General features: G+C 31.8%; 27 protein-coding genes. All 27 read right to left on the bottom strand.

The annotated features are described in order from the left end of the window. Entirely contained in the window at positions 1-762 is a 762-nt protein-coding gene (locus Z053_RS0118005) for a type 1 glutamine amidotransferase domain-containing protein (protein ID WP_081748291.1), read from the bottom strand. Between the two features lie 65 nt (positions 763-827). After that, positions 828-1205: a VOC family protein gene (locus Z053_RS0118000; protein ID WP_025666381.1), complete on the bottom strand. Its 378-nt coding sequence runs from the start codon at positions 1203-1205 to the stop codon at positions 828-830. A 152-nt stretch (positions 1206-1357) separates the two neighbouring features. Then, positions 1358-2179: an AraC family transcriptional regulator gene (locus tag Z053_RS0117995; protein WP_025666380.1), complete on the bottom strand. Its 822-nt coding sequence runs from the start codon at positions 2177-2179 to the stop codon at positions 1358-1360. Between the two features lie 202 nt (positions 2180-2381). Next, on the bottom strand, positions 2382-3410 hold the full coding sequence (locus Z053_RS0117990) for a hypothetical protein (protein ID WP_035096378.1): 1029 nt from the start codon (positions 3408-3410) through the stop codon (positions 2382-2384). A 224-nt stretch (positions 3411-3634) separates the two neighbouring features. Continuing rightward, positions 3635-5179, bottom strand: a complete 1545-nt coding sequence (locus tag Z053_RS0117985; RefSeq protein ID WP_025666378.1) for an amidohydrolase family protein — start codon at positions 5177-5179, stop codon at positions 3635-3637. Between the two features lie 110 nt (positions 5180-5289). After that, complete coding sequence (locus Z053_RS30320) at positions 5290-6360, bottom strand: helix-turn-helix domain-containing protein (protein WP_025666377.1); 1071 nt, start codon at positions 6358-6360, stop codon at positions 5290-5292. A gap of 144 nt (positions 6361-6504) precedes the next feature. After that, positions 6505-7821, bottom strand: coding sequence for a gliding motility protein GldB-related protein (locus tag Z053_RS0117975; RefSeq protein WP_025666376.1), 1317 nt, complete (start codon positions 7819-7821; stop codon positions 6505-6507). Between the two features lie 92 nt (positions 7822-7913). After that, the gene (locus tag Z053_RS0117970) at positions 7914-8324 is read right to left on the bottom strand and encodes a hypothetical protein (protein ID WP_025666375.1); all 411 of its coding nucleotides are present in this window, start codon (positions 8322-8324) and stop codon (positions 7914-7916) included. Positions 8325-8401: 77 nt separating this feature from the next. After that, positions 8402-8962, bottom strand: coding sequence for a hypothetical protein (locus tag Z053_RS0117965; RefSeq protein ID WP_025666374.1), 561 nt, complete (start codon positions 8960-8962; stop codon positions 8402-8404). Between the two features lie 168 nt (positions 8963-9130). After that, positions 9131-9586 carry a toxin-antitoxin system YwqK family antitoxin gene (locus tag Z053_RS30315; protein WP_025666373.1) on the bottom strand — a complete coding sequence of 152 codons (456 nt, stop codon included), beginning with the start codon at positions 9584-9586 and terminating at the stop codon, positions 9131-9133. Continuing rightward, the gene (locus Z053_RS0117955; protein ID WP_025666372.1) at positions 9564-9887 is read right to left on the bottom strand and encodes a winged helix-turn-helix transcriptional regulator; all 324 of its coding nucleotides are present in this window, start codon (positions 9885-9887) and stop codon (positions 9564-9566) included. Before Z053_RS0117955 ends, Z053_RS30315 begins: the two co-directional genes overlap by 23 nt. A 467-nt stretch (positions 9888-10354) precedes the next feature. Further along, entirely contained in the window at positions 10355-11548 is a 1194-nt protein-coding gene (locus tag Z053_RS0117950; protein WP_025666371.1) for an alpha/beta hydrolase-fold protein, read from the bottom strand. Between the two features lie 70 nt (positions 11549-11618). Further along, on the bottom strand, positions 11619-12464 hold the full coding sequence (locus Z053_RS0117945; protein WP_025666370.1) for a helix-turn-helix domain-containing protein: 846 nt from the start codon (positions 12462-12464) through the stop codon (positions 11619-11621). Positions 12465-12548: 84 nt separating this feature from the next. Continuing rightward, a complete protein-coding gene (locus Z053_RS0117940) occupies positions 12549-13100 on the bottom strand; it encodes a DinB family protein (RefSeq protein WP_025666369.1) in 552 nt (183 codons plus the stop codon). Between the two features lie 54 nt (positions 13101-13154). Beyond that, positions 13155-13691, bottom strand: a complete 537-nt coding sequence (locus Z053_RS0117935; RefSeq protein ID WP_025666368.1) for a Crp/Fnr family transcriptional regulator — start codon at positions 13689-13691, stop codon at positions 13155-13157. A gap of 157 nt (positions 13692-13848) precedes the next feature. After that, positions 13849-14376, bottom strand: a complete 528-nt coding sequence (locus tag Z053_RS0117930; RefSeq protein WP_035096376.1) for a Cif family virulence factor — start codon at positions 14374-14376, stop codon at positions 13849-13851. A gap of 168 nt (positions 14377-14544) precedes the next feature. After that, on the bottom strand, positions 14545-15966 hold the full coding sequence (locus tag Z053_RS0117925; RefSeq protein ID WP_035096375.1) for a serine hydrolase: 1422 nt from the start codon (positions 15964-15966) through the stop codon (positions 14545-14547). 146 nt (positions 15967-16112) lie between these two features. Continuing rightward, positions 16113-16568 (bottom strand): hypothetical protein, encoded by a 456-nt coding sequence (locus Z053_RS0117920; RefSeq protein ID WP_025666365.1) that lies wholly within the window; start codon positions 16566-16568, stop codon positions 16113-16115. 158 nt (positions 16569-16726) lie between these two features. Then, complete coding sequence (locus tag Z053_RS0117915; RefSeq protein ID WP_025666364.1) at positions 16727-17140, bottom strand: hypothetical protein; 414 nt, start codon at positions 17138-17140, stop codon at positions 16727-16729. Between the two features lie 57 nt (positions 17141-17197). Next, positions 17198-17731, bottom strand: coding sequence for a Crp/Fnr family transcriptional regulator (locus tag Z053_RS0117910; RefSeq protein ID WP_025666363.1), 534 nt, complete (start codon positions 17729-17731; stop codon positions 17198-17200). Positions 17732-17793: 62 nt separating this feature from the next. After that, entirely contained in the window at positions 17794-18045 is a 252-nt protein-coding gene (locus Z053_RS0117905; RefSeq protein WP_025666362.1) for a hypothetical protein, read from the bottom strand. Positions 18046-18065: 20 nt separating this feature from the next. After that, positions 18066-18977 carry a TolB-like translocation protein gene (locus Z053_RS0117900; RefSeq protein ID WP_025666361.1) on the bottom strand — a complete coding sequence of 304 codons (912 nt, stop codon included), beginning with the start codon at positions 18975-18977 and terminating at the stop codon, positions 18066-18068. 160 nt (positions 18978-19137) lie between these two features. Beyond that, complete coding sequence (locus tag Z053_RS0117895) at positions 19138-21648, bottom strand: glycoside hydrolase family 3 protein (RefSeq protein ID WP_025666360.1); 2511 nt, start codon at positions 21646-21648, stop codon at positions 19138-19140. 212 nt (positions 21649-21860) lie between these two features. After that, a complete protein-coding gene (locus Z053_RS0117890) occupies positions 21861-22211 on the bottom strand; it encodes a DUF1801 domain-containing protein (RefSeq protein WP_025666359.1) in 351 nt (116 codons plus the stop codon). Positions 22212-22327: 116 nt separating this feature from the next. Beyond that, the gene (locus Z053_RS0117885; RefSeq protein ID WP_025666358.1) at positions 22328-22705 is read right to left on the bottom strand and encodes a VOC family protein; all 378 of its coding nucleotides are present in this window, start codon (positions 22703-22705) and stop codon (positions 22328-22330) included. Positions 22706-22710: 5 nt separating this feature from the next. Continuing rightward, complete coding sequence (locus Z053_RS0117880) at positions 22711-23268, bottom strand: YbhB/YbcL family Raf kinase inhibitor-like protein (RefSeq protein WP_025666357.1); 558 nt, start codon at positions 23266-23268, stop codon at positions 22711-22713. An 89-nt stretch (positions 23269-23357) separates the two neighbouring features. Further along, a complete protein-coding gene (locus Z053_RS0117875; protein ID WP_025666356.1) occupies positions 23358-24197 on the bottom strand; it encodes a helix-turn-helix domain-containing protein in 840 nt (279 codons plus the stop codon). Positions 24198-24275 lie beyond the last annotated feature (78 nt).

The raw sequence follows: 24275 nt of genomic DNA, 5'->3' as shown, positions 1-24275 counted from the left end.
TTATTCGCTTTTATTAAGCAATTTTAAAACTTCTTCTGCAACAAATTTTCCACTTGTAGAAAATGACGCGGTTATCAATCTGTTTTCCGAATCAATGACTTCGTAATTCACTTTTTTTTCGTGATTGTATATTTTTAGATCAGCTCCTCTTTTTTGCAATTCTACTTCCATATCGTAAGGTAATAAAGCACCAAAATTCGATTGTTTCATAATATTTTTCTCATTCCAGGAAGGAAAACTTGTCATTGTTTTATTACTTACCAAATATTCTCCAGATTTCAATTTTACGTCAATAAGCGTTGCTGTCCCATGACCTACTGTTCCGATTACTCCATTTGACTCATAGATTTCGGCTATAATTTTCTGAACTTCTTTATTTTTGTGAGTATCCCAAAATTGTCCATATCCACCGGGAATAAAAACAGCCAAATATTCTTCTTGATTAATGTCTTTGGGCTTAAGGCTGTTTTTGGTCTTATGGTAAAATACATTTGATTTTATGATTGATTTTACTATTTCTGTGGTATCTCCACTATGATATATTGGAATTTCACCTCCTTTTGGTGACATAATATCAACTTGATAATCCTTTTTAGAAAATTCATTAAACGGAATTGCTAATTCAATCAAATAAGTTCCATTTGGTTTGCCTCCCATCTTGTTAACGCTAGTGGTTATAAACAATATCTTGTTTTTTTCTACTCTCTTATTACAAGAAATCATTAAAAAGACGAATAACAATAGTGTATAATATTTTTTCATTTCATTTTTTGCTTATGATGAGTATACATGGCCTCGTACTATTCTTTACAGTGTTGCGTATAGTTTTATTCTGGTTTTGTATATGTAACCAAATCAATACCTATTCCGTTAGGATCTACAATAGCAAAGTGTCTGTCTCCCCATGATTCGTTGCGTATGTCGATTTCAACTTTTACACCTTTCTTTTTAATTTCAGTATAGATTTTATCTACATCATCAACTTCAATAGTAAGGTACATACCATTACCAGCAAAGGGCTTTTGAAATATAGGTTTTTGTGTTGGATGATTAGGTAGTAAAAAACTAATTTCAGCTTGATGATTAGGGGTGTGCATTAGCAGATAAAATTCATTTTCAAATGTAACTCCAAAATCGAGCACTTTTGTGTAAAACTCTTTAGTTTCGGTTAATTTTTCGGTGATAATTCCTGCATTTAGTTTCATAGTTTTTAAATTTTGATCTGTCTGAGAAAATACTTGTGTGGTAGCTAATAGAATAAATGTGATTTTAAAAATTTGCTTCATCATTTTAAGTTTTTATTTACTCTTCAAAACTATAGCGTTAACACAGTTAAATATTGTAAAAAACGGACATATTACTGAGTTCTCTTAAAAGCTTTATTTGGAGTGACACCATAAAAGTTTTTAAAATCTTTAATAAAATGAGATTGATCATAATAGCCAATATCATAAAAAAGTTTATTTTGTTTAAGGCTTTGATTAGACGGCTTTGCTTTTAATATATTTTGAAACTGAACAACTTTACTGAATGTTTTAGGAGAGTCACCAATATAGAATTGAAAAAGCCTTCGTAATTGTCTATTACTAATTCCTACATCTACATCTTTTTCTATATTTAATACTCCATAATTTTTTAGAATTGTATCTATGGCATTGTAAAGTCTGTTGTCATAATCGAAAACAGTATGATTTAAAATATTGGTAAAGTAAATGTCAAATTTTAATTTAATCTCTTCAATATTTAGTTTAGGATGAAAATGACTGGCTATAAATTTTGATGTTTGCGGAACAAAATCTTCCAAATTTTGAAACTTGTTACTTAGTTCGCTTGCATTAACCTTAAAGATCTGAGGAAATATAGTGGGTAAAAATCTAACACCAATGTAGTTGAATTCTGGTTGTAATACGTATTCTGTGTATTTTTTACAAAAACCAGCAACGAAATTATCTTTAGGGTTATTTATTTCAAATAGAATATCAATACAACCATCAGAAACTACTTTATAGCTAAAAGTATCATTTAGTTTTTCGGTTGTTTTTAATTGCCAATAGCAATAGATGTAAGGTTGTAATTTGGTTGTTGGTAAAAACTCAATATAATTTACATTTTCTTTAGTTTGTTGTATGGTGGGTTGAATAGGTTGAAACAGTCCCCGAATATGTCTTGTTAAATTCATATTCATTGATTTGCGGCAATAATTACTCTACTAAAACCATACTCAAAATCTATCATACCTACATATACATTAGAATTTTATTCAATATTTTTGCCTTGGTTTACTAGAATAAAATTAAACATAAAATTATAGATAACATCAGAATTATTATACGTTTGGGATATGAGAGATTTGTTGAGCTATCATTTATGCACATTGGTACTTATTCTATTGTGAGTATTATTCTATTTGCTATATTTTTGGCAGTTGAAATGTTAGACATATCTGTAAACAATTTTCCGGTTTTACCAGAATAATGACCATACCCAATTAGGTTCATAATTTTATGTGTTGTACTATTAAAATCCGACGATTTAATTTCTGAAGAATAAATTAATGAGGGTTGTCCTACTTGTCCTGATCCTGAATAAATTTCATCATTTGGGAATTTATCTTTGGAGTAGTATTCATTCCAGTCATAAGATTGATTTACTTCTATCAAAACTTTATAATCACTATGGGTATCAAAGTCGGTTTTTGATTGTATTACAAAATTACCTGTAGGTGTCGCCCCCGAAACGGCGTCTAGATCGGGCGCCCCATTTAGAGGTATATAAAGTCCATCTGAAGCTTTTATCCCTCTTTTATGAGACCAATATGGGAGTGCTTCTGGGCGTCTTACAATTGCTGGTTCCCAGTTAGCTCCAACTTTTTTACCATAATCGAATGTACTAGAAGAAATCACTCTAGAAATGTATAGAGTCTCTATATAATTACCCTTAGCATCTTCTACCCAAACTGCAAATAATGGATATTGAAACCTCTCTCCTTTTTTTAGTTCGATACTTATTTTATGTTCTCCAATTGTTTTATCCAATTCAATAGCCTGATAATCAAATGTTTCTTCAGTTGTTCCAATTTGTTTGTTTCTTATTTGATTTCCCCAATTATAAATTGTGTTAAAGACGGGCATATCAAAATATAACCCCATAACAACCAATGCGGCAATAAAGAAAATCAAGGGACTTTGGAGCTTCTTTAATCTGGGTTGCCTTTTTCCCTTTATATAATTTGATAGTGGTATTTTATTATTGATAATATGAAATATCATTCCCACAATAAATACTAAAGCAAAAAAAGTATGTAGAGAGGCCATATTTTTTTCAAAAGGCGTAAAATACATGAGTATACCCGAACCCGAAAGTATCAGGAGTATTACAATCAAAATATTGCCTAGTAGTCTTCTGTTCATAGTCGTATTTTTATTGAGAACAAAAGTATTATAGGCTTGAGGTAGTTACAATAAGGGGCAAATTTACCCCTATTTTTTTAGGATAATTTTATAATTGTTTGCCAAATTCATCATGCCCTCTTCTCCTACAGAAATAAGTTCTTTTCCTATTTAAGCTAAAGCGTATTCTGTTTTTTGAATGACTCTATACTTACTGATAATCCTTAGTTAAAAACTTCTAATTTTTAATCATTTACCTTTGCAGAAAGTGTATTTCTCTCATATTTTTTGCCATGCACAATAACAGAATTTATAGCATTATATGCCGATATATTATCTAACGGATCTTGATTAAATAACAATAAATTTGCTGTTTTACCTTTTTCGATAGTTCCGTATTTGTCAATTATATGAAAAGCATTTGCGTTATTAAATGTAGCAGCCATAAATATCTTTTCTAATGAGATTCCTGCTTCAACCCAATGTTTCATCTCTAAAAAACCATTGTATCCAGGAGGATTTGCATGATTGTTCATAGCAGGTGTGTCTGATCCAAATAACAAATTACCATTTTCACCAGATAGATAGTTCGTACTAATATTGATTTTATCTAAAACTAACTGCATCATACCAGCTATTTCTCTATCTGGGGTTTCTGAGTCAAAATAATCTCCACCATAGCTCATGATTCTCTTTTTTTGCCATAATCCTTCGTCGGTTTTTAACCATTTTAGTAGATTAGAGGGTAGTACATTTTCTAAACTTGAATCATTCATAAAATTAGAATTAAAGACATCTTTTTGCCCAGCAATTACCCTAAAAGTTGGCTGATACCCAATCTTTTTATCAGCAATAGTTGATAACAATTCTTTATGAGTTTCTGGAAGTTTACTCACATTCAAATACTCTTTTAATAATCCCCAATGCCACATTCCGTGAGCAATAATATCGACATTAGCTTCTGATCCGAATTTTTGCGCAGAAAATGAGTTTGCGTGTAACAATACAGGAATGTTTTCACTTTGTGCCTGGTGCACCAAATCTTTCATAATATCTAATGTAGGTAATTCCCAAAGCATCTCTTCGGTACCGCCAAATCCATCTTCATAAATAGTTTTCATGCAGATTCCGTCTTGTTTATTAACGATATCAGAAACCACTTTTTTTACAGAATGATCATTACTATTTATTGTATCTGGTATGCTAACATTTTTGTTGTATTTGTCATGTAAAAAGTTAGGGTAGAATTTATATCGATCTTTTGGATCATCCTCTGCCATCATAAAATCATTCATCACTTTTACTTGTTCGCCACATGTATAAATGTCGGGTTTAATCTCTTTATCTTTGATTTGTTTTATAATTCTAGGATTATAGTTGTTAGGGTCAATTAGCGTGGTGTAACCAAAATATAAATAACTATTTGGAAGCTGTTCATAATAGCTATTTGCCAATTCTGGCAGGGCTCTTACATGCTTATAATTCATCCCTGCAATAGAGCTTAAATGTACATGTGAATCTATTAACCCTGGAGTTAAATACTTTCCGGTTCCATCAATTTTTTTATAAACGCCTTTTACATTTGGTTTCTGCTTTCCGCAAAAAAGGATAGTCTCATTATTAATCAACACATTTCCTATATACTTTTTTAGTATACCGTTTTTGTTTGCAGATATTATAGTAACATTATTTATATATAATCCGTTATCTACATCGAAGGTAGGGTTATCATTTTTGCACCCTATAATAGTTAGTAACATGCTAAAAATGATTGCTCTTGATAGGTCCATTTTTTTATCTTTTATTAGACAAAACTATCATAGAGATAACGGATTGTCGCCTTAAAAGAAGATTTAGGACTCAAAATATTTTTGTAGTCGTCTCAAAAGAAGATATAAGATTAGTAGTAATTAGAATTTTTATACTGTGATGGAGATAATCCGGTAGCTTTTTTGAATGCAAGATTAAAAGTTGATTTAGAATTAAACCCACAATCAAAAGCAATACTTAACATTTTATAATGCTTATACGCTTTGTCATTTAATCTTTTCTTTACTTCTTCAACTCTCCAATTATTAATATAATCATTGAAATTCTTATTACTATGTTCATTGATAACAAAAGATAGGACTTTTGGATTTACATCTAGTGAATTCGCAAGAGTGATTAGAGAAACATCACCATCTAAAAAAGGTTTTTTCTCACTCATAAAAAGAGTTAACTTATCTAATAAATGCTTGCTTTCTCTCTCTTTTAAAATAAAATTTTTCCTTGTTGGAGTTTCCTTACCAACAAATAAAAATTGTGTATGGATAATAATTCGTAAACTCAAATAATAAAGAATCACAGCTAATAGCACCATTATTGGATAATAGTATATGAGTTCCATGTTATAATCAAAGTAAATCCATTCTGTCAAAACGTAAGCTATCCAAATAATAAAAAAACCAAAAAACATAAGTGTTAGTTGATTTAATAATTGGTATCGTATTTTAGAATAGTACGACTTATTTTGCTTATACAAGTCATAGGTTAGGTATAAATATATTGCGAAATAAACGATACTAAAACTCTCATTTATTTTTATAACATTTTGCAGATACTTCTGATAATTAACAGCATCTTTAACCATAAAATAAAACAATATATACCCCAAATTTATAATGAGAAAAGGTAGGAAATGTTTGCCCTTTAATTTTATATTTTTTGTAGTGTTTGAACATTCTTTGGTATATAAATAGAATGCAGGAGAAATTAATAAAATAAAATTGAGATTAACCAGGAACAATGCTTGATTGTTGTAAATACCTAATATTAAAACTCTTCCTAATATAGCAGCAAAACCAATTAATATTAGAGCCAAATACAATTTTTCTTGTTTCGACTTGAAGCCTTTTATTAAAAGTAATACTCCAATGATAAGACCTTGTAGAGCACCAAAAGAAATAATAAAATTAATTACTTTGTACAAACTTTTAATTCGTTAAGTTATTTTTTAGTTCAAATGTTTACATCGTTTATTATATGTATCGCAGTAGCATAAAATGTTACTAAACCACGAGTGTTTTCTACTTTTTCTAGCAATGAACACCATACATTTTGTAGTAATTCTGTTTTATTTTTTGGCGGTTTTAAAATGAATTAAATAGGGTTGTAAAGGTAAATTCTCTGTTGTTCTGAAATTGTTAGAAATTAAAATTTGGTATTCTTTTTCAGGTTCTAATTTTACTTTGATTGTCCATGCTAAAGAATCCTTTGACCAAGTTCTATCGATAACCTTTGGAAATCCAACCTTCCCTAATTCGCCATAATCTACACCTGTATTATATCCATTAAGGGGTTCAGAAAATTCAATAGTAATTTCATTTAAATCTGGATTTACTGTTTGAGAATTGTTATTAAACTGTTTAATTGCAACGACTTTTGGTCTTATGTTTTCATCTTCTTTTCTAAGTACACTTATCGGCTTTGAAAAGAAGTTCGTTTTATCAATGAAAGCATCTATTTGTTCTGCATCTTCATAGTTTAGCTCAATCATTTCTTTAATTGCTTGTTTTTTATCTATGCTGCTTTCATAATATAATTCACAAATTTCGTAGCCTATGTAATAGCCTAAATCTCTTACTCCAAAATCCTTAGGAGAATTGTTACTCCACAACCATTGGAATGTCCAATTGTAAAACATTTCTTTTTCAAACGTCTCCTTTACTTCTGGATTTCTTTTTCCATATGCTATAGCTGGTGATGAAGATCGCATGTTCATCGCTTTTACAGAAACAAACTCTGCAACTCCCTCATATAAAGACTGATACAACAAGTTGGATGGAATTGTTTTTTGCTGTGTATGAACATATTCGTGAACATTGAGTAAGATAATATTATCAAGTGGTCTGGTTTTTATGTAATTCTCTGCCCAGGTTTTCATCCGGCCTTCAAATTCTGATATATTAGTTTTTTCATCAACCATAGCTAATTCACTTCCTATCAAAACTAAGCTATCTAAAGTAGTTCCTCCACTTCTCATAGCACCAATGGTAAAATAAATTTTTGCTGGTCTCAGATTAGGGTACACAGATTTAAACTTGTCTATTCCAGCTTCTAATTCGGTTGCTAATTCCTTAGCTTTCTTTGTATTTTGACGTACCGAGTTTAAAAACTTAGGATATTTATTTATCATATTCAAAAACTCTTCTTTTTGGTATCGTTTAGATTCAATGATACCGAGCAAGCCTGGTGTGCCTTTCGAAAGGTACAATTCTTCCAATAATTGCATTTGTTGAGTAGAATCTGATACTTTGGAAATGGTATCAAAAGCTATCCAAAACCTATCTATATCAGAATTTATTACATTTACGCTATTGTTCTTTTCTGGTTTGCAGCCTATTACCATTAACAAGCAAAGAATTATTATTTGAGTTCCCTTTATTTTCATTTCCGTTTTTTGCTTACCACTAACTGTTTATTATAACAATCATAGGGTGCTGTTAAATAATTATGATTTATTATATAATCTTGTAAGTAGTTTTATTTTGGTTTTATAAATACTATTTTTCGATCAAACTCTTCTTCAAAAATATACAAGAAATCTAACTCTTCTCTGTATTCTTTATATTTTTCCCAGGGTGTCAATTTCTTTTCAGAATCAAGTTCGATTTTAATTTTTAGTAACATTTCTTTACGGAGTTGTTCTGATAGGGTTCCTTCAAAATTTTCAATTCGATCATTCTCCTCATAGTTTGTCAAAACGTTATAAAATTCTAATAATTGATTTCTGAAGTTATTTTTTATAAATATTTCAATACAAAATTCAAGGTTACTTAATTCTTGTGATATCAAAGTATCGAATATGGGAGTTACTTCTAAATAAGGTTCACCCCAAGAAAATTTCTTTTCTTCCAACCTGCATTTTGGTAATGTTTCATGATCTACCCTCATTTAATATAGCTTATTAACAATTACTTACAACGGTTTGTATTAAATGCGTTTTCAATGTGTTTTTTATACTTTATTAGCTACTTTTTATTTTTTTCATACAACTCAATTGCCTTTAAATAATTTATAGCACCGTTCATTGTCATATCATTAATAAAACCATCCAGCTCAGGGTGATTTGCGTTAACCCAGCTCACCAAAGAATCTACTTTTCTTTGCCAAATTTTCCAATTAGCATCTATACATTCTAAGGATTCAATTTTTGAGATTTTCCCAGAATTAAAAGAAATTTTGTATTGGCACGTTAGAGGGTTGTTTTCTAAAAACTCAAAACGAATAGAATTAGAAGTTACAGAGGCAATAACCTGATCATTTTTTTCTGTTAATTCTACTATTTTATATGATGTTCTAAATATAGAATCCCATTTAAACTCTTCATAAAAACTATCATGGGTATAAGGCATAATGTAATCTCCTGCAGTTATTGTAATACTATCGTTTATGAATGTTTTTAATTTATTGTAGTTGGCTGCATCTCTGGCATTATAATATGTAGTAACGATCTCCTTATTAGTTAACTTCTGATCGCTACATCCAATTAAAAAATACAAAAGAAATAGTACGAGAAAACTGTTTTTCATTAGTCGTTTTTTAAGGTTCTGTAACGTTATAAGTATGTGTCGTAACAGCGTAAAATGTTACTAAGTCACGGTTTTTAGTTTGTGTATAACGTCTAGTATATATGGTATGGTGGCGTTTAGTATACATAAACATCATCGCATTATTGTTGGTTGTTTTTTCATCACAACTTAAGTGCAATCTATTTCTTTACCATTTATATCCCAACATTTTTCAGGTATAATTTTATTTTCTTTCCAATTATTTTCTCTCTCTACTTGACCGTTTTCATAATATAGCCTCTTTATCCCTACTTCTTCTCCATCTTTGAAATATACTTCAGCTCCTAATTTTCCATTTTCATGAAATTCTCTCCATAAACCATCTTTTTTACCATTTTTATATTTATTATAGTTTATACTATCATTTTCTATTGATAGATTAGAATGAACAACTTCTGTTTTAGGTTTTGAGTTTTCTACCATTTTTATAGATGGATTTAATTTAGGTTGTTCTTTTTTATTTGAGTTTGTCTGCTCTACACAACCAACACAAATCATTAAAAACATTATAGAATGTAGAGTATGTACCAATATCGGGAATATGCTATTCTTTAGAACAATTTTATAATTGTTTACCAAATTCATCAAGGACTTCTAATACAGAAATAAGTTTTTTTCCTTTTTCTGTTAGAGAGTATTCTACTTTTTTGGGATATACTTCATAATCCATTTTTTGAATGATCCCATCCTTTACCAATTCACCCAACTGTTTAGTTAATGCTCTTTTAGAAGCTTCGGGGTTGTATTTTTCTAAATCTTTAAGCCTACAACTTCCTCTATTAAGTTCGCATAATAGTGCGAGTTTCCATTTTCCCGAAATAACATGTAATGTTCTCTCCATCGGGCAATCAATTTTTAAAGGTGTTTTTCTAGTGTAGGTTCCCATGTATAACGTTTCTTAAAATTACAAATAAACATAGTGTATATCGTTAACGAAAGTATAAAAAACAGTCCTTTTACCAGGCTAAAATGATATCCAGGGGGTACTTGTACAAGTGGGGGTACCCACTTGTACAAGTACCCTATCCTATGTTTTTGGGAGGTGTCACTTATCTTAAACATAGGGTAGTCCTGTGTTTTTACTAGGAAGCACTTGTGTTTGTAGTACCCCTCCCCACTAATTGAAGTACCCCAGACGAAGACCTGGAGTATACTACCCCTACTACCATAAGCCCCCCTAACACATTATATACCAATATTACCCCACTTATATAAGTACTAGGGGGTACTTATATAAGTGGGGTTTAGTAGATTTTATAAAAAAATATTAAAATTAAAGTTAATGTAATAAAAACTTCGACAAGCTCAGTTTGACACTAAAAAATACTTTTTAGATAACCATATTATAGTATATTATAACTTAATTTTCTTACTGTTTTTATCGTAGACATTTTTATAATACTCATAGGTTCCTTCATATTCAAAAGTATCTTTTTCCTTTTCTAATATGGTAAGGGCCAAGTCAAAATACTCTTTTGCTTGTTTATCATTTTTAGTTTTTACCAAATTCTCCCCTATTTTGTTGTACAATTGAGATTTTTGAGGATAATTTTTGAGTGCTAATTTATAAAGAGCTACGGCCTCGGCATACATTTCTTTTTTCTCTAAAAAATAACCGAAATCATAAACATCATCGAACGAAGGTATATTCGTATATCCGGTCCAATTTGAAAGGTTTTTGTAAAAATTATCAAAGTTTGTTAATACGTTTACGGTATTTAACATCTTTTCTTTTTGTTCCTCTGATATTTCCCACTTTTTAGACACTTCTAATATACCTCTATGTATACTTTCTGTTGGTATGGTAGCATGCGTAAAACCATCATACACTGAGAATTGCCAACTAAAAGTTTTTGAATTGTGATCTTGTAACAATGCATCCAGTTTCTTTACCGATGGTAAAAAGTCAATATCGGGTTTTCCCTTGTTTCCAATAGTAGTAAAAACGAATTTATTCAGTTTTTTTATCTTATCGATATTTCTCTGAATTTTTAAAACGATTTCTTCATCATCAATTTGAAGGTTAGGGCTTATTGCTATATATGCATTAAAAAGTTTTGGATTATCTACTATGCTATTTAGAACAAAAGTTCCTCCTAGTGAGTGGCCAATTGCTGTTCTAAATGGTGCGGGATGATATAACCTATCTATCATAGGGATCACCTCATGGGTAAGGTGATTTTCTAAAAACTTTGCTCCGCCAAGACTTGGTATCTTCCAATCTTCATTTACCGGCTCGGGAGTTAATTCGTATTGCCTTTTATTCGAGTTTACCCCTACAACAATACTCTTAGGTAATTCTTTTATTTCTATAAGGTAATCTATAATAGAAGTTGTTAGTTTAAAAAAAGGACTCCATTGGGCATCAAACACATATATTACAGGTAAACGCTCTGTTGTATCAACTTTTTTAGGTAGATGAACTTTGATCTCTCTTTGTTCTTTAAAATATTCTGAATCGATTTTGTGTATTACATCGTTTGTTTCCTGGGCTTTGATAGTTAGCACGAAGCCAACACAAAATAGTATATATAGTAACTGTCTCATCTTGTTTAAAAATTTCAACAAAAATAAGAGGTCAGTTTGTCACTAAATTGGTGAAATGGGACATCTATGATTACTTAAACGTCCAAAATGTATCTTCTTCGCCAAGATGCTTTACATTTTTGAAAAAAGATTTAGGGTTAAATCCTGTAAGTTTTTTAAAATGATTAATAAACTGAGACTGATCGTAATATTCGTTTTTTAAAGCTATTTCGGTAAGTGGAGCGTTATTGTTTTTTAATAAGTAATCATTCAGAGATTTTCTAAACTGAATAATATCTATATACTCTTTAACCGTACAACACATATGTTTGTTAAATAGTCTTAACAGTGTTTTTCTACTTACATTTAATTCTTCTGATAACTCTTTTACGGTAAGTTTTTCTGATGATTCTAAAATAATATGAATACATTTTTTTAGTACTTCTTCTTTAAAATCACAGAATTTATCTTCAAAAAATTGATCTAAAAGTGTCACTTTATTTTCAATACTTTTTTCAGCGTAAACCGATTCACAGCATTTTTTTAAGTCATCCCCAAAATACGTAAATGATTTCTCGATAGGATCACCAGAAATGTTGGATAAAGGAACTTTTATAAAATGATTAATTCCTGTTTCCCTAAAAACAATCCCTATTTTATCAAAAGGAGCCAAAATCTCGGCTATTCTACACTGTTTTTGTACTCCCGAATAGAGAAAACTAAAATCTGTTTTTGTATCGGGTACAGTTTTGGAGTAGTTGCAACTGTAGGTTACTTTTGAGTTTCTATATATCGTTAATGCATTTTTTGAATTGGGATAATACATAAACCGTTTTTGTAATAAACTATCTGCCGAACAATGAAAATAGTAATATGAAATATAGTCTTGTAAAAATGAGTCTTGAGGTTTATGGGTAACAAATTCTTCTTGTTTCATTGTTTATGCTACAACTCTCAGATTACTATGAAAGGTTAAAAATAGGTAATCTTTAGAAATTAAGTACTGTTCTCTTAAGAAGTATCATGAGTAGCCATTCGCTATTTTATTGCATTGTGCAATATGCCTCTGGTTATGATAAATAAGTACTCTAAACGTATCTCCTAATTTTAATGTTATCCATTTCGAAATACTGATCGATGTTTTAATCTTACTTAGATCTTTATTTCTTGCCATATCTAATAATTCTAATGTCTTGTGTTGTTGTGCTATAAACCGATCAATACATCTTTTATCCAGATCACTGTTAATCGGATCTTTATCTTTGAAGGTTTTCATGGTATTCAGTTTTTCTCTGGGAAGCATCATTTTTGCAAAATAATTTCCCAAAAGACCTGATGTGAAAACAGGTACATTTTTTCTTTTTGATGTTAGCATTCTATTTTCAATCTCAGGAAGATAAAAGTCCCCATACAAATTTAGGTGTTCCAGGCACTCTAAAATACTCCAACTCTCTGGTGTATTTCTCCAATTCAGTTTTTCTATGGGTAACTGATTATATTTTTCTGCTTCATTTATATTTTTTCGTGTTCTTTCTACCAAATCCTGTAGTAATTCTTTTGATACTATCTTCATTTGTTTTTTTTATACAAAACTCTATGATTTGAAGTTTTAAAACATTGATCGAAATTAAGATTTTTTGATTCTCGAAAGTGTTTCCGGAGTCATTCGCAGGTAGGATGCAATATATTTATTGGGTATTTCCTGAAATAACTGAGGACTACGTTTTAAAACCCTGTTATACCTTTCTACAGGAGAAGTAGTTAAAATATCTCTTTCTCTTTCCATTTGTTGTAAAACAAAATTTTCAAAAATCAGATACCACATTTTAGTATGTGCTGCAGAAGACCATATGAAGTTCATAAGATTTGCTTTTTCAATCACTTTTAAAGTTGTTTTCTTTAAAGCTTGAATATAAAAATCAGATGGTTTTTCGTTTATAAATGAATCGAGAGCTGCAATAAAATTGTCTTTATATCCAAACCGAATAGTATGTTCTTCAAACTCGTCTATCACAAAAATTCTTAAACTACCGCTTACAACCAGATATGCATTTGTATCGATACTTCCTTTTACTTTTAAATATTCATTCCTATCCAGTTTCAGTTCTTTATCCCATAAATTTTGATTGTTTATCTCCTCTAAAAGGGTTGAAATTGGGTTCATATTTTTGCGTGCTGGTGTTCGTCTTTATAAAACAAGATCACTTTTTAGTACAGGGATTTGTTGATCTTATACTAAAATAGCAAAAAGAAGTAAACTTATGGTTTGGCATCGAGAATTTCTGAAAAGGAAATCAGATGTTATAACTATCTATGTAGTGCTATTCGGGTTTATATTTTTTTCCGTTTATAAATATTTCTCCGCCAAGTTCTTCTATTTCATATCCAAACCAGTCTTTTTTAGTTCTTCTCCAGGTTTCTTTATGCTTTTGTGTAGTAAGTACGGTATCTGTAGTAATGCCATCTCGTTGAAACATCATCCTTTTCCATCTTTGAGATGTAAAAACAAGAATACTATCCTTTTTTAAAAATTGTATACTGTCTATCTCCATTTTTATACTTAGCGTGGTATCTATAATTGCCCAATCTCTTAAGGCATATTCTTTTTGTTTATCTCTTGAAATGATTTCTCCACTTTCATCATAAATCACCAGATCCTCTGGTAGCTGGCTCATATAGGCCTCTATATCTTTTGTTCGAGTAGCTTCAATACCTTTATCAATATTTCTTTGGATGATTTTACGAATGGTCGCTTTTTCAGATTCGGTTAGTATTGTTGATTTTTTGTTTGAATCGCAACTCATTGATACGATCAAAAACAAAAATCCTAGCACAAAAATATTTTTCATGATTCTTTGTATAGTATGTATCTATAATACCCAAATTTTTAAAAAAGGTTACATAAAAACTTAAGAATATCCTTTGTTTTACGTAATGCAGTTACCCATACATTTTTCGGCACAACTATCTTTCCACATTAATGAAAAAAAAGAAACCTCATCAAAATATCTATACTCCTAATTTCGTTTCCCATTTGATACTAAAGTCGTTCTGGATCCAACGGCAAGGTTCTCTATTTTTTTATCCTCATTTATGGTAAAGTCAATCCACCAATCGGGATCGGATTTAAAAATAAATTTGTGTTCGCTAATCGGTACAATAACAAACTTTCTTCCCTGGTCTCGTTGCGAATTAAGTTGTCCGTTTTCTAATGTGATGTTACGAATGGTTCCATCTTCATGAGTATAGGCTCCTGTAAATTTCTTTAACACACTCTCATCAAGTGATTTAACCTGCTCTAGATTAGATGAAACCCCTAAAACATCTGAAGCTAATTGTACGGTAAGCCCTGCCGGATAACTTCTATTTAGGTTTGATAATACAATAATTTGTAAGTCCTCTTCAAGAATCCATAGCGAGTAACACTCGGTACCATGTATGTTTCCTCCATGCTCAACCGTAGTATACTCTCCTAAAGTTGTAGTCCACCAACCTAACCCATATTTAGTTTTTCTACCATCGTGCAAGCTTTGAGAAGTGAACGCAATCTGTTTTTGTTTCTCAGATATCAATGTATTGTTTTTTAAAGCGTCGTACCAAATAGTAATATCATCGATAGTAGAAATAATGCCGCCATCTGCAAGTGTTCCTGGTTTTACAGCTTTTGCATGAACAATTTTATGAGGTTTTTCCTCGGCTATTTCGTATCCTTTAGACAATTGCGGAACGATTTCATAAAAATCATAGAAACTTGATTGTTTCATGTTTAACGCATCAAAAATATGCTCTTGAACATAAGCTCTAAACTCCTGTTTGGAGACATTTTCAACAATTTTGCCTAATAAAACATACCCAGAGTTCGAATATTTCCAATCGGTTCCCGGTTTAAAATCAAGTGAAACATTGTTGATTACATTTACAATAGTGTCCATCGTTACCCGGTCTGTACCATGATGATCATAAGAAGGTTTCACTTCTGTGTATTCTGGAATTCCTGCAGTATGCCCTAATAACTGTCGAATCGTAATATTATGATCATGTGATTGTTTATACTCGGGAATATACTCTTTAATATCACTATCCAGAGATAACTTCCCTTGTTCTTCTAACATCAAAATACAAACGGCAGTAAATTGCTTTGTAATAGAGGCTATACGGAATTTCATATCGGTTTGGGCCCTTACCTGGTGTTCTATATTTATGTTTCCGAATGCTTTTTTGAGCAATGTTTTTCCGCCTTTACGGATTAAAACAACTGCTCCTGCTCCATCTGCCGGATAATGAAGATTAATTTTCTCCTCTAATAACTGGCTTAATGTAGCTTTTTCTTGTGTTTTGGGAGTATCGGGTTTTCTATCGGTTATACATGCAGCAAAAAATAAAATTGATACTAATATAATACTAAGGAGCACAAAACTTTTTGATCGAAACAGGTTCATATACATATATTTTGTACTTAAGACCTTCGCTTTTTTAAAAGGTTACATTGAACTCTTTCTAAACTTTTTCGATTTGTAACCGTAAGAGTATCTCACATGCCTAAACCTATGTGTAAAAGGTGATATTTGTATTTCAATAAGGCTCTCTATTTAAAACTAAATCGAGATCTCATATACAGTGTGGTGAATAGATTGTTTAATTTTTCGTCTAAGTCGGGAAACATATACTTATTCTTTTTTACATCATACTTAAATTGATATTCTGGTAAATCAAATCCAAAATGCTCAGATGCCCAAAATGCTATTCCGTAAAACATACCTTCAACTTGATAGTCGCAATGATTTAGTTCTATTTTATTTAGGACTATTGTGGTTGGTGTGCTAATTTTTTTTTCAATTATTGAACTTACCCAGGTAAGGCCTTCTTTTAAAAGTTCAATTTCAACATCTGTTAAATGTGTAGTATTAGCTTTGTATTCAAAATACAGGTTATTTGATATTTTGTCTCCCTGATTGCTGTTTTTAACACTGGCCGAAATTTGTACCCAAATACCCCAACTTGTTTTTCGAATTCCATAAAGAGATGTAGATGATTTCTGCATATTATTAGGTACTTATGTCTACTATTTATGAGTATATGTCTTAACATGGTAAAATGTTACTTAACCAAGTAAATTAATTTGTATTTATTTTATGTCATTCACTATGGAAAAGATGTTATTTTCGGTTTAACACAGATTCTAATCTTACCATACTGCTTTTAATCAAAAGTAAGTACATCAGGTTCTAAAAATTCTGTTTTTGCTTTTTCCGAATTAAAAATATCAAAGCTATAATGACTATTGATGAGTTGCTTAAAATTGGTTTTTAACAGCGGAAACTCAACTATAAAATCTTTAAAATTATCAGATTTTGATTGATTCATGAAGTGATTCACTGCTTTGGTTGCAACAATGGTTAGTGTTTTGTTGTATTTGTCTTTTGCTCCTACAAGTTCTACAAAATGCTGTAACTGTTCGTGTATCTTTTTTTCGGCTTGCTCAATACCGTGATCATTAATCATAATCCACGCCAATCGTAAATGTGCTTCGTGACTAAAAATTTCTGGATTAAGTGTACACTGCGTAAATTGATTTTTAAACACTTCGTCTGTGAGTTCAAAATGCTTTTCCATATTGCTTCTCTTTTATACTATTTCTTGATACAAAGGAACAAATACGTTATTTTTTTCTCATTTACATTTGTCGATAAATTGTTTTCGTGCTCTGCTTAATTGCGTTGGAGTAATACCTAAGTAGTTTGCAATGTAATAATGCGGAATTCGATTGATTAAACTGGGGTATTCTTTTAAAAAGAGTGTATACTTTTCTACAGAGTTCAAATTTAACAAAGACACTAATCTTGATTGTAACTGTTTATTAAGTCTTTGGAACGCGTTTGTCACTATTTCGGTAATATTTTTGTCTTTATTAACCCAAGACATCACTTCTGAGTAATTTGCAACAGAAATTTCGCATTTCTCTAAAGCTTCAACAGACATGACTACATTTGTTTTGGGAATATAACTACCAATAATCATATCTCCTTCCTGATAAAAATGAGTAGTGATTTCATTGCCTTCGTTATCATACACAAACCCTCTCATCACGCCTTTAATCAACATGCCAATTTCTATACAAGGTTTGCCATATTGAAGAAAAAAATCATCTTTTCCTAATGATATCGTCTTGTGTATCGACTCGCTAATTGTTTTGTTTTGAGACATTTTTGTTTTAATTACTAACAGCGTTCTACGAATAGCGATGAACTATATTATGCGTATGCTTTCTATATTTTTTTTTCTTGTGTTGCCCACAATATTATATCGCGAAAGTCAATTTTCGCCCTTTTCGTTAACTCAATAACCTCGTTAAGATCTCCTTTTGCTAATTTCAAAATTGATAATCTTGTGTTTTCTAGATTATACTCTGAGTCAGCCATTACATGTTTTAATTCTATTGAAGAAAGTTCATCGATTACTCGATCTTTTTGTTCACCACAAAAGTCAAGATTTATACGATCTAATATCTTTTTATCCATTTGTCTGATTCCCCACAACGTTACTTGCTTTTTCTTAATGTATCGATAATTTTAGTACTTACCCAGTATATATCTTGATTACTTGTATAGAAGAAATATTTACCATCTTTTGAAACAAAAGGACAGAGTTCATGGTTTTTTGTATTGATTTTTTCTCCCATATTGATAGATTTTGTCCATGTACCATCGGTATTCTTAAAACTAATGTAAAGATCACCTCTACCTAATCCCTCTGGTCGTCTTGCACAAAAAATAACGTATGTTTCTTCTGGATCAACAAAAACATCGGCTTCGTAATTTGAAGTGTTAATTGAATCTCCTAGTGTAATCGCTTTCTGAAACTCTCCATTAATACTTTTAGAGGCATATATATCAAAGTCGTTTTGCTTTTTGTTAGCAGTTATTTTGTTGGATGAAAAATACATCGTTCCGGTTGCTGTAAATGAAATATAATATTCATTTCTATTAGAGTTGATATTGGGTCCGGCATTAATAGGTTCTGACCACTCGTTGCCCTTTTTTTCTACATACCATATATCGTGATCTTGTTTGGCTCCCATACCGTCTAATGTTCTTTCTGAGATAAAGTATAATCTGTTTTCATCTGGAGAAAGAAATGGGTCATTAAATCCGTACTTATCATGAGATAAAATAGTTCTGGGTTTGCTCCACTTGTTTTTTATAAGTTCTGAATATCTTATTTCAGTTCTTCCATTTATATCTACCCCATAGAAAAATTCTGTTGCCTCGGTATTGAAAACCGAGCCAAATTCTGATTCTGTATTTTTAGAAATAAGACCAGGTGCAAATATCTCTGGAGTTAGGGATGGAGGTTTTTGTTCTAGATACTTGAGACGCTCATCTACTTTCTGGCTCCAACTTATAAAAGGAGTTAGTAGACACCAGAAAAAACAACTAATTAGTAAACGCATATATTTCTAAGTTTTATCTATTACAGGTAACGGTATCTATAAGAAACATAAGGCAGATAATAAGCAATACGTTTCAGATTAGTGCTAACCCAAATATAAATATTTTGATCTTATCATTTTTTGACATACCTAATATTGCTTTCATTAAACCATAAAAACTCTATTTACCCTTACATCCAGGCTTAGCATCAATGTCTGATTCTAAGCGAATATTGCTAAGTCCAATATCTACGCCTTCTCCTGCGGTAATCATTAATGCAGAGCTTATTTTGGTCATATCAACACCAAGATTATCAAAACAGCTTAGACTTATTCGATATTCTTGCCAATGATCGGCAGCGATATTGATATTAAGAGTTTTATCGCAAGAAGAATTTTTATCACACATACCAATTTCGACAACTGCCTCCTTTGCTTTAAATGATTTTGCAGAGAAAGTAAGTTCCATTGCTCCATTTGCTTGGCGAGACATATTGCTTGGTGAAGCCGTACTGACCCGCATTTGATCACGATCTGATTTAGACCATTTTATTCTTAATGCATCTTCTTGTGCCATGTGGTCTGTCTTACTTATAATTAGCCCTCCAACAGATGTTGGAAAACTAGCAATTTGTTTGACCAAATTGCCTGAGTTTAACCATAATCCCCAAGGCGCAACAGGAGCACCTTTACTGAAAAACTCGCCTGTAGATACTACTTTATTATTTTCTATGCCAGAATTTTCAGAAAGTTGATTGACCGTTATATTATTATTATAAGAAAGGCCATAACCTAATTTAAATAACGGTTCATTATCTTCTGATACTACGGCACTTGCCGGCCATGAAAATGATAGACGGCCTGTAAAATCAAAAGAAGGATCTCTTTGAAATAATAAATCTGAAATACCTCCTCCTTCAGTACCAGGTAACCATGCTGCGATAAATGCATCTGATTTGTTTATTTCAGGGTTACACCATAGCGGGCGGCCTGATAGAAAAACAGATACAACAGGAATGCCTTTACTTTGAAATTCTGCCAATTTATTTACATCAAAACCATTTGGAATAAAGTCAAGGTTTTCTCTGTCGCCTTGAAACTCAGCATATGGATCTTCTCCATATACAGCAATTACAACATCAGCTTTCACGGTGGTATCTCCATTAGCTGAATAAATTACCTTACCACCTGCTGTGTTAACTGCTTCTTTAATACCATCAAGAATAGAGTCACCATTGGGAAACTCATCATTAGTATGACCTGTTCCCTGCCAGGACAATGTCCAACCACCACATGCCTTAGAGATATTTTCTGCTCCATCACCAATTACCAAAATTGTTTTCATAGCATCAATCGGTAAAGTACTGTTGTTGTTTTTAAGCAAAACCATCGACTCTCGAACCGCCTGGCGTGCGATGGCTCTATTTTCTGGTAGCCCCAAAAGGTTTTCGTCTCCTGCATTTTTACGTGTACTCGGTGCTCCTTTGGTAAATATACCCGAAGCAATTTTTACCCTAAGTATACGACGTACTGCATCATCTAAGCGGGACATTGGAATTGTTCCATTCTTTACATGCTTCAATGTGCTCTTATACAAACCTTTCCAACTGTCAGGGGCCATATACATATCCAGGCCTGCATTCAGCGACTGCGCACAATCTGTATTTGTACAACCAGGAACCTGGCCATGACCGTTCCAGTCACCTACCACAAAACCGTTAAAACCAAGTCGTTCCTTCAAGACATCTGTCAACAGTTCTTTCTCGCCATGGAGTTTTTTACCTTGCCAACTCGAGAAAGAAACCATCACTGTTTGAACACCTGCAGGTATAGCACTATAATAACCTGCCGCATGCACATTACGTAATTCTGTTTCACTAACAAGGGCATCACCTTGATCAACACCTTTTTCTGTTGCGCCGTCAGCGAGAAAGTGCTTAGCACTAGATATAACGCGACCATCTCCCATAAAATCGGCTTCGCCGAAACGGCCCTGCAATCCATAAACAATACGATCTGCATACGACTTTACAATCTTCGCTTCTTCAGAGAATCCTTCATAACTTCTACCCCAACGAACGTCTTGGGGTACTGCTAAAGTAGGAGCAAAAGTCCAATCATGACCAGATACAGTAAGCTCATGAGCAGTTACTGATGCAATTTGCTCCATCAAGTCAGGATTGTTCATCGCACCGAGTCCAATATTATGTGGAAAAATTATTGCTCCAATAAGGTTAGCATGACCATGTACTGCATCTATTCCCCATATACATGGTATCGCAACTTCAACACCTTCCTCATCAATCGATGCATTGTAGTATTCATCAGCCATTGCCAACCAAGTTTTTGGATCTGCATAAGGTAATGGCCCGGGTGCAGAATTCCCACCACTTAAAACAGAGCCCAAACGATATTTTTTAACCTCTTCTGGCGTAATAGATCCATTGTCTGCCTGAATTACCTGACCTACTTTTTGTTCTAGTGTAAGTTTTGGCAATAGGTCGTCTATTTGTGCTTCGATCACCGGATCTAATGGTAGTGCTTTAATGCTTGGCCAATCTTTGGGGTTTACAAGATCTGCTGATTTTTCTACTTCTGCTTTAGAATTATTTTTTTGAACACAGCCCAAAACTAGAATAGACAAAAGGTATAATAAAGAAACGGGTAAGATTAAAAGTTTTTTAGTGCGCATATTGAAATTAATATTAGTTGTTATTACACTAAAGAAGAATTCTATCAGGTCATAGACAATATGTAAGCTACCTTTTTTATGTTTATAAATGTTTGTAACAATTATTTTGTATTATTATCATTATCGATTTCTTATTCGTGAACACATAACATTTAGTTTAAAAAACGTAAGGTAGTTAATCAGCAATACGCCTAAGATGCTATTCACTGGCTTTATTTTTCAGTATAAAGTTCCATTGCCATATCAAATATGCTATGAATCTTTTCTATCGGAATATCTTTATTCGGGTCAATCATTAATAATTTTGTAAACGTCCTTTTTCCCTGAATTAAGTCTGGATGGTTAATTTTTACACCTTTTCCAATTGCTATGTAAGGGAATTGTGTTTTCTTATCTACCCATAAATAGCAAAAGATCTGATTTTTATACATAAAGCAAGGTAAGCGGTAATACCATTTCGACTCAAATTCGGAATTATAATCGGTTATTATAGCTTTTAATACCAAAAGGCAACTTTTAATTGGTTCTTCTTTATCAAAATAAAAATTGTCTATTGCCTTCATACAAATTGTTAATAGCATTACACCACTTACACTAGGTATTATAAATGTATTAAAAAAGCGCAAACTTTTATGATTTGCGCTTCATCAATTATTTTATATGTAATGGGTAATAGTTTTTATTCGTAGTTACTTAATTCGATTAAATTTTGATCAGGGTCTCTTATATAGATTGATCGTATTTCCCCCATAGCTCCCGTTCTATGCACTATCCCAGTAACGATATCAATCCCTTTATTTTCTAATTCAATTTTGACGGACTCGATTTCGGTTGATACTATAAAGCATAAATCTCCTGATCCGCAAGTTGGATTTTTAGCTTTTGGTTCAAATTCTTTTCCTTTTTGATGCAGGTTTATCTTTTGGTTTCCGAAAGTGAGAGCGCTTCTATTTTTGTCAAAAACCTTAGCTTCCATTCCTAAAGTAGTATAAAACTGAATTGTTTTTTCTATATCTTTTACTGTTAAGACTATATGATCAATACGATCAATTTTCATCCCTCCTACTCTTTGGTTCTTTGATAGTACATCACCATGCTAGCTTTGGCTATAGTATTATTCCAAAGATAATACCCTACGACTGCAGGATTTGTGTTTTCGTTAAGCCCCAGTTTATCGGTTTTTAAGGCATGAACAGTAATGATATATTGATGTATCCCGTGTCCTTCGGGAGGGCAAGGTCCTCCATATCCCCCTACTCCAAAATCTGTAATACTTTGTATGGCTTCTTTTGGGACTAAATTTGATTTTATATTACCAGCATTCGATACTAATTCTTTTATATTTTCGGGGATATCAAATACAATCCAATGCCACCATCCACTACCTGTTGGTGCATCTGGATCGTACATCGTTATTGCAAAACTTTTTGTGCCTTTTGGTGCATTCTTCCACGAGAGCTGCGGGGATTCATTGTTTCCGGTACAACCAAACCCATTAAATTCTTCATTAACAGTTGCTTCTCCACCTATAGAAGTACTGGTTAATGTAAATGTCTTTTGCGCAAATGAAGATATTGATATGGTAAGCAGTATGCTTAAAATAAAAAATGATTTTTTCATAATGGTTTATATTTAATTATACATACAAAATTATGAGTTAAAGAGGAGAACATTATGTTTATTTTAGGTCAAAAAGTAGTGCTAAAAGTTCAATCTAGTTGATACTGTTTTGGGGTAACACCAAATTTTGTTTTAAATGCGTGTATAAAATTCGAAAGGTTTTCATAACCAATCTCCTGATAGATTTCTGATGGTCGCTTAGTATTATTTTTTAACATAAAAGCCGAGTGTTCTAACCTTTTATCTAAAAACCATTTACTGGGTGATTGATGAAAGTGTTTTTCAAACTCTCGTTTAAATGTAGATACACTCATATTTGATAAAAAAGCCAACTCCTTCAATGTCATTTTTCTCAGCTTATTATTTTCGACCACACTAAGAAAATTTTGAAAGGAGTTACTTTGATGAGTCATCATCGAATTTATAAAATCTGTCCCATTAGTTTCTACTAAATAGATCATAATTTCCTCAAATTTTGCCTGAATCATTTTTCTTTGAATACTTGGTGCCAATCTCGAAATATCAACTAAACTAGTTACATAGTTTTTTATAAATTGATCATATTGAAATGAATATGCAGATTGTAGTATATTGCTATTAGACGTTTTGATGTCGAATTTCTGAATGAATTGCAATATTTCTTCATTAGAGAAAAACAACAATACACTTTTATAATTTTTATGTGTTGATGAGAGTTTTTCTGTCATTAAACAATGCCCCGATTTCATTAATAGAAAACTAGAATTTTCGATTAAGACAGATGAATTATTTGTAAAAACCTCCTTTTGGCCATCAATTAAAAAACTAAAGACATTTTTTGTGAGTTTGATTTGTTGTTTATCTTGTTCTCTAGTGGATTGATAATAGTATAGGTTAGTAAACGTATGTTCATCAGGAGTTAATTCAATAGGGAGTGTTATTGTTTTCATAGGAGTCCTTAATTTAAGAAATTCCATTGTTCTGGGCAGTGCTTTTTCTAACTTTTGTAAGAAGCGTTCTAATGCGAC

The sequence above is a fragment of the Aquimarina megaterium XH134 genome, assembly GCF_000520975.1.
Lineage (GTDB): Bacteria > Bacteroidota > Bacteroidia > Flavobacteriales > Flavobacteriaceae > Aquimarina > Aquimarina megaterium.
Note: the sequence above shows the minus strand (reverse complement) of the source record. Positions and strands in the feature narration are given on the sequence as shown.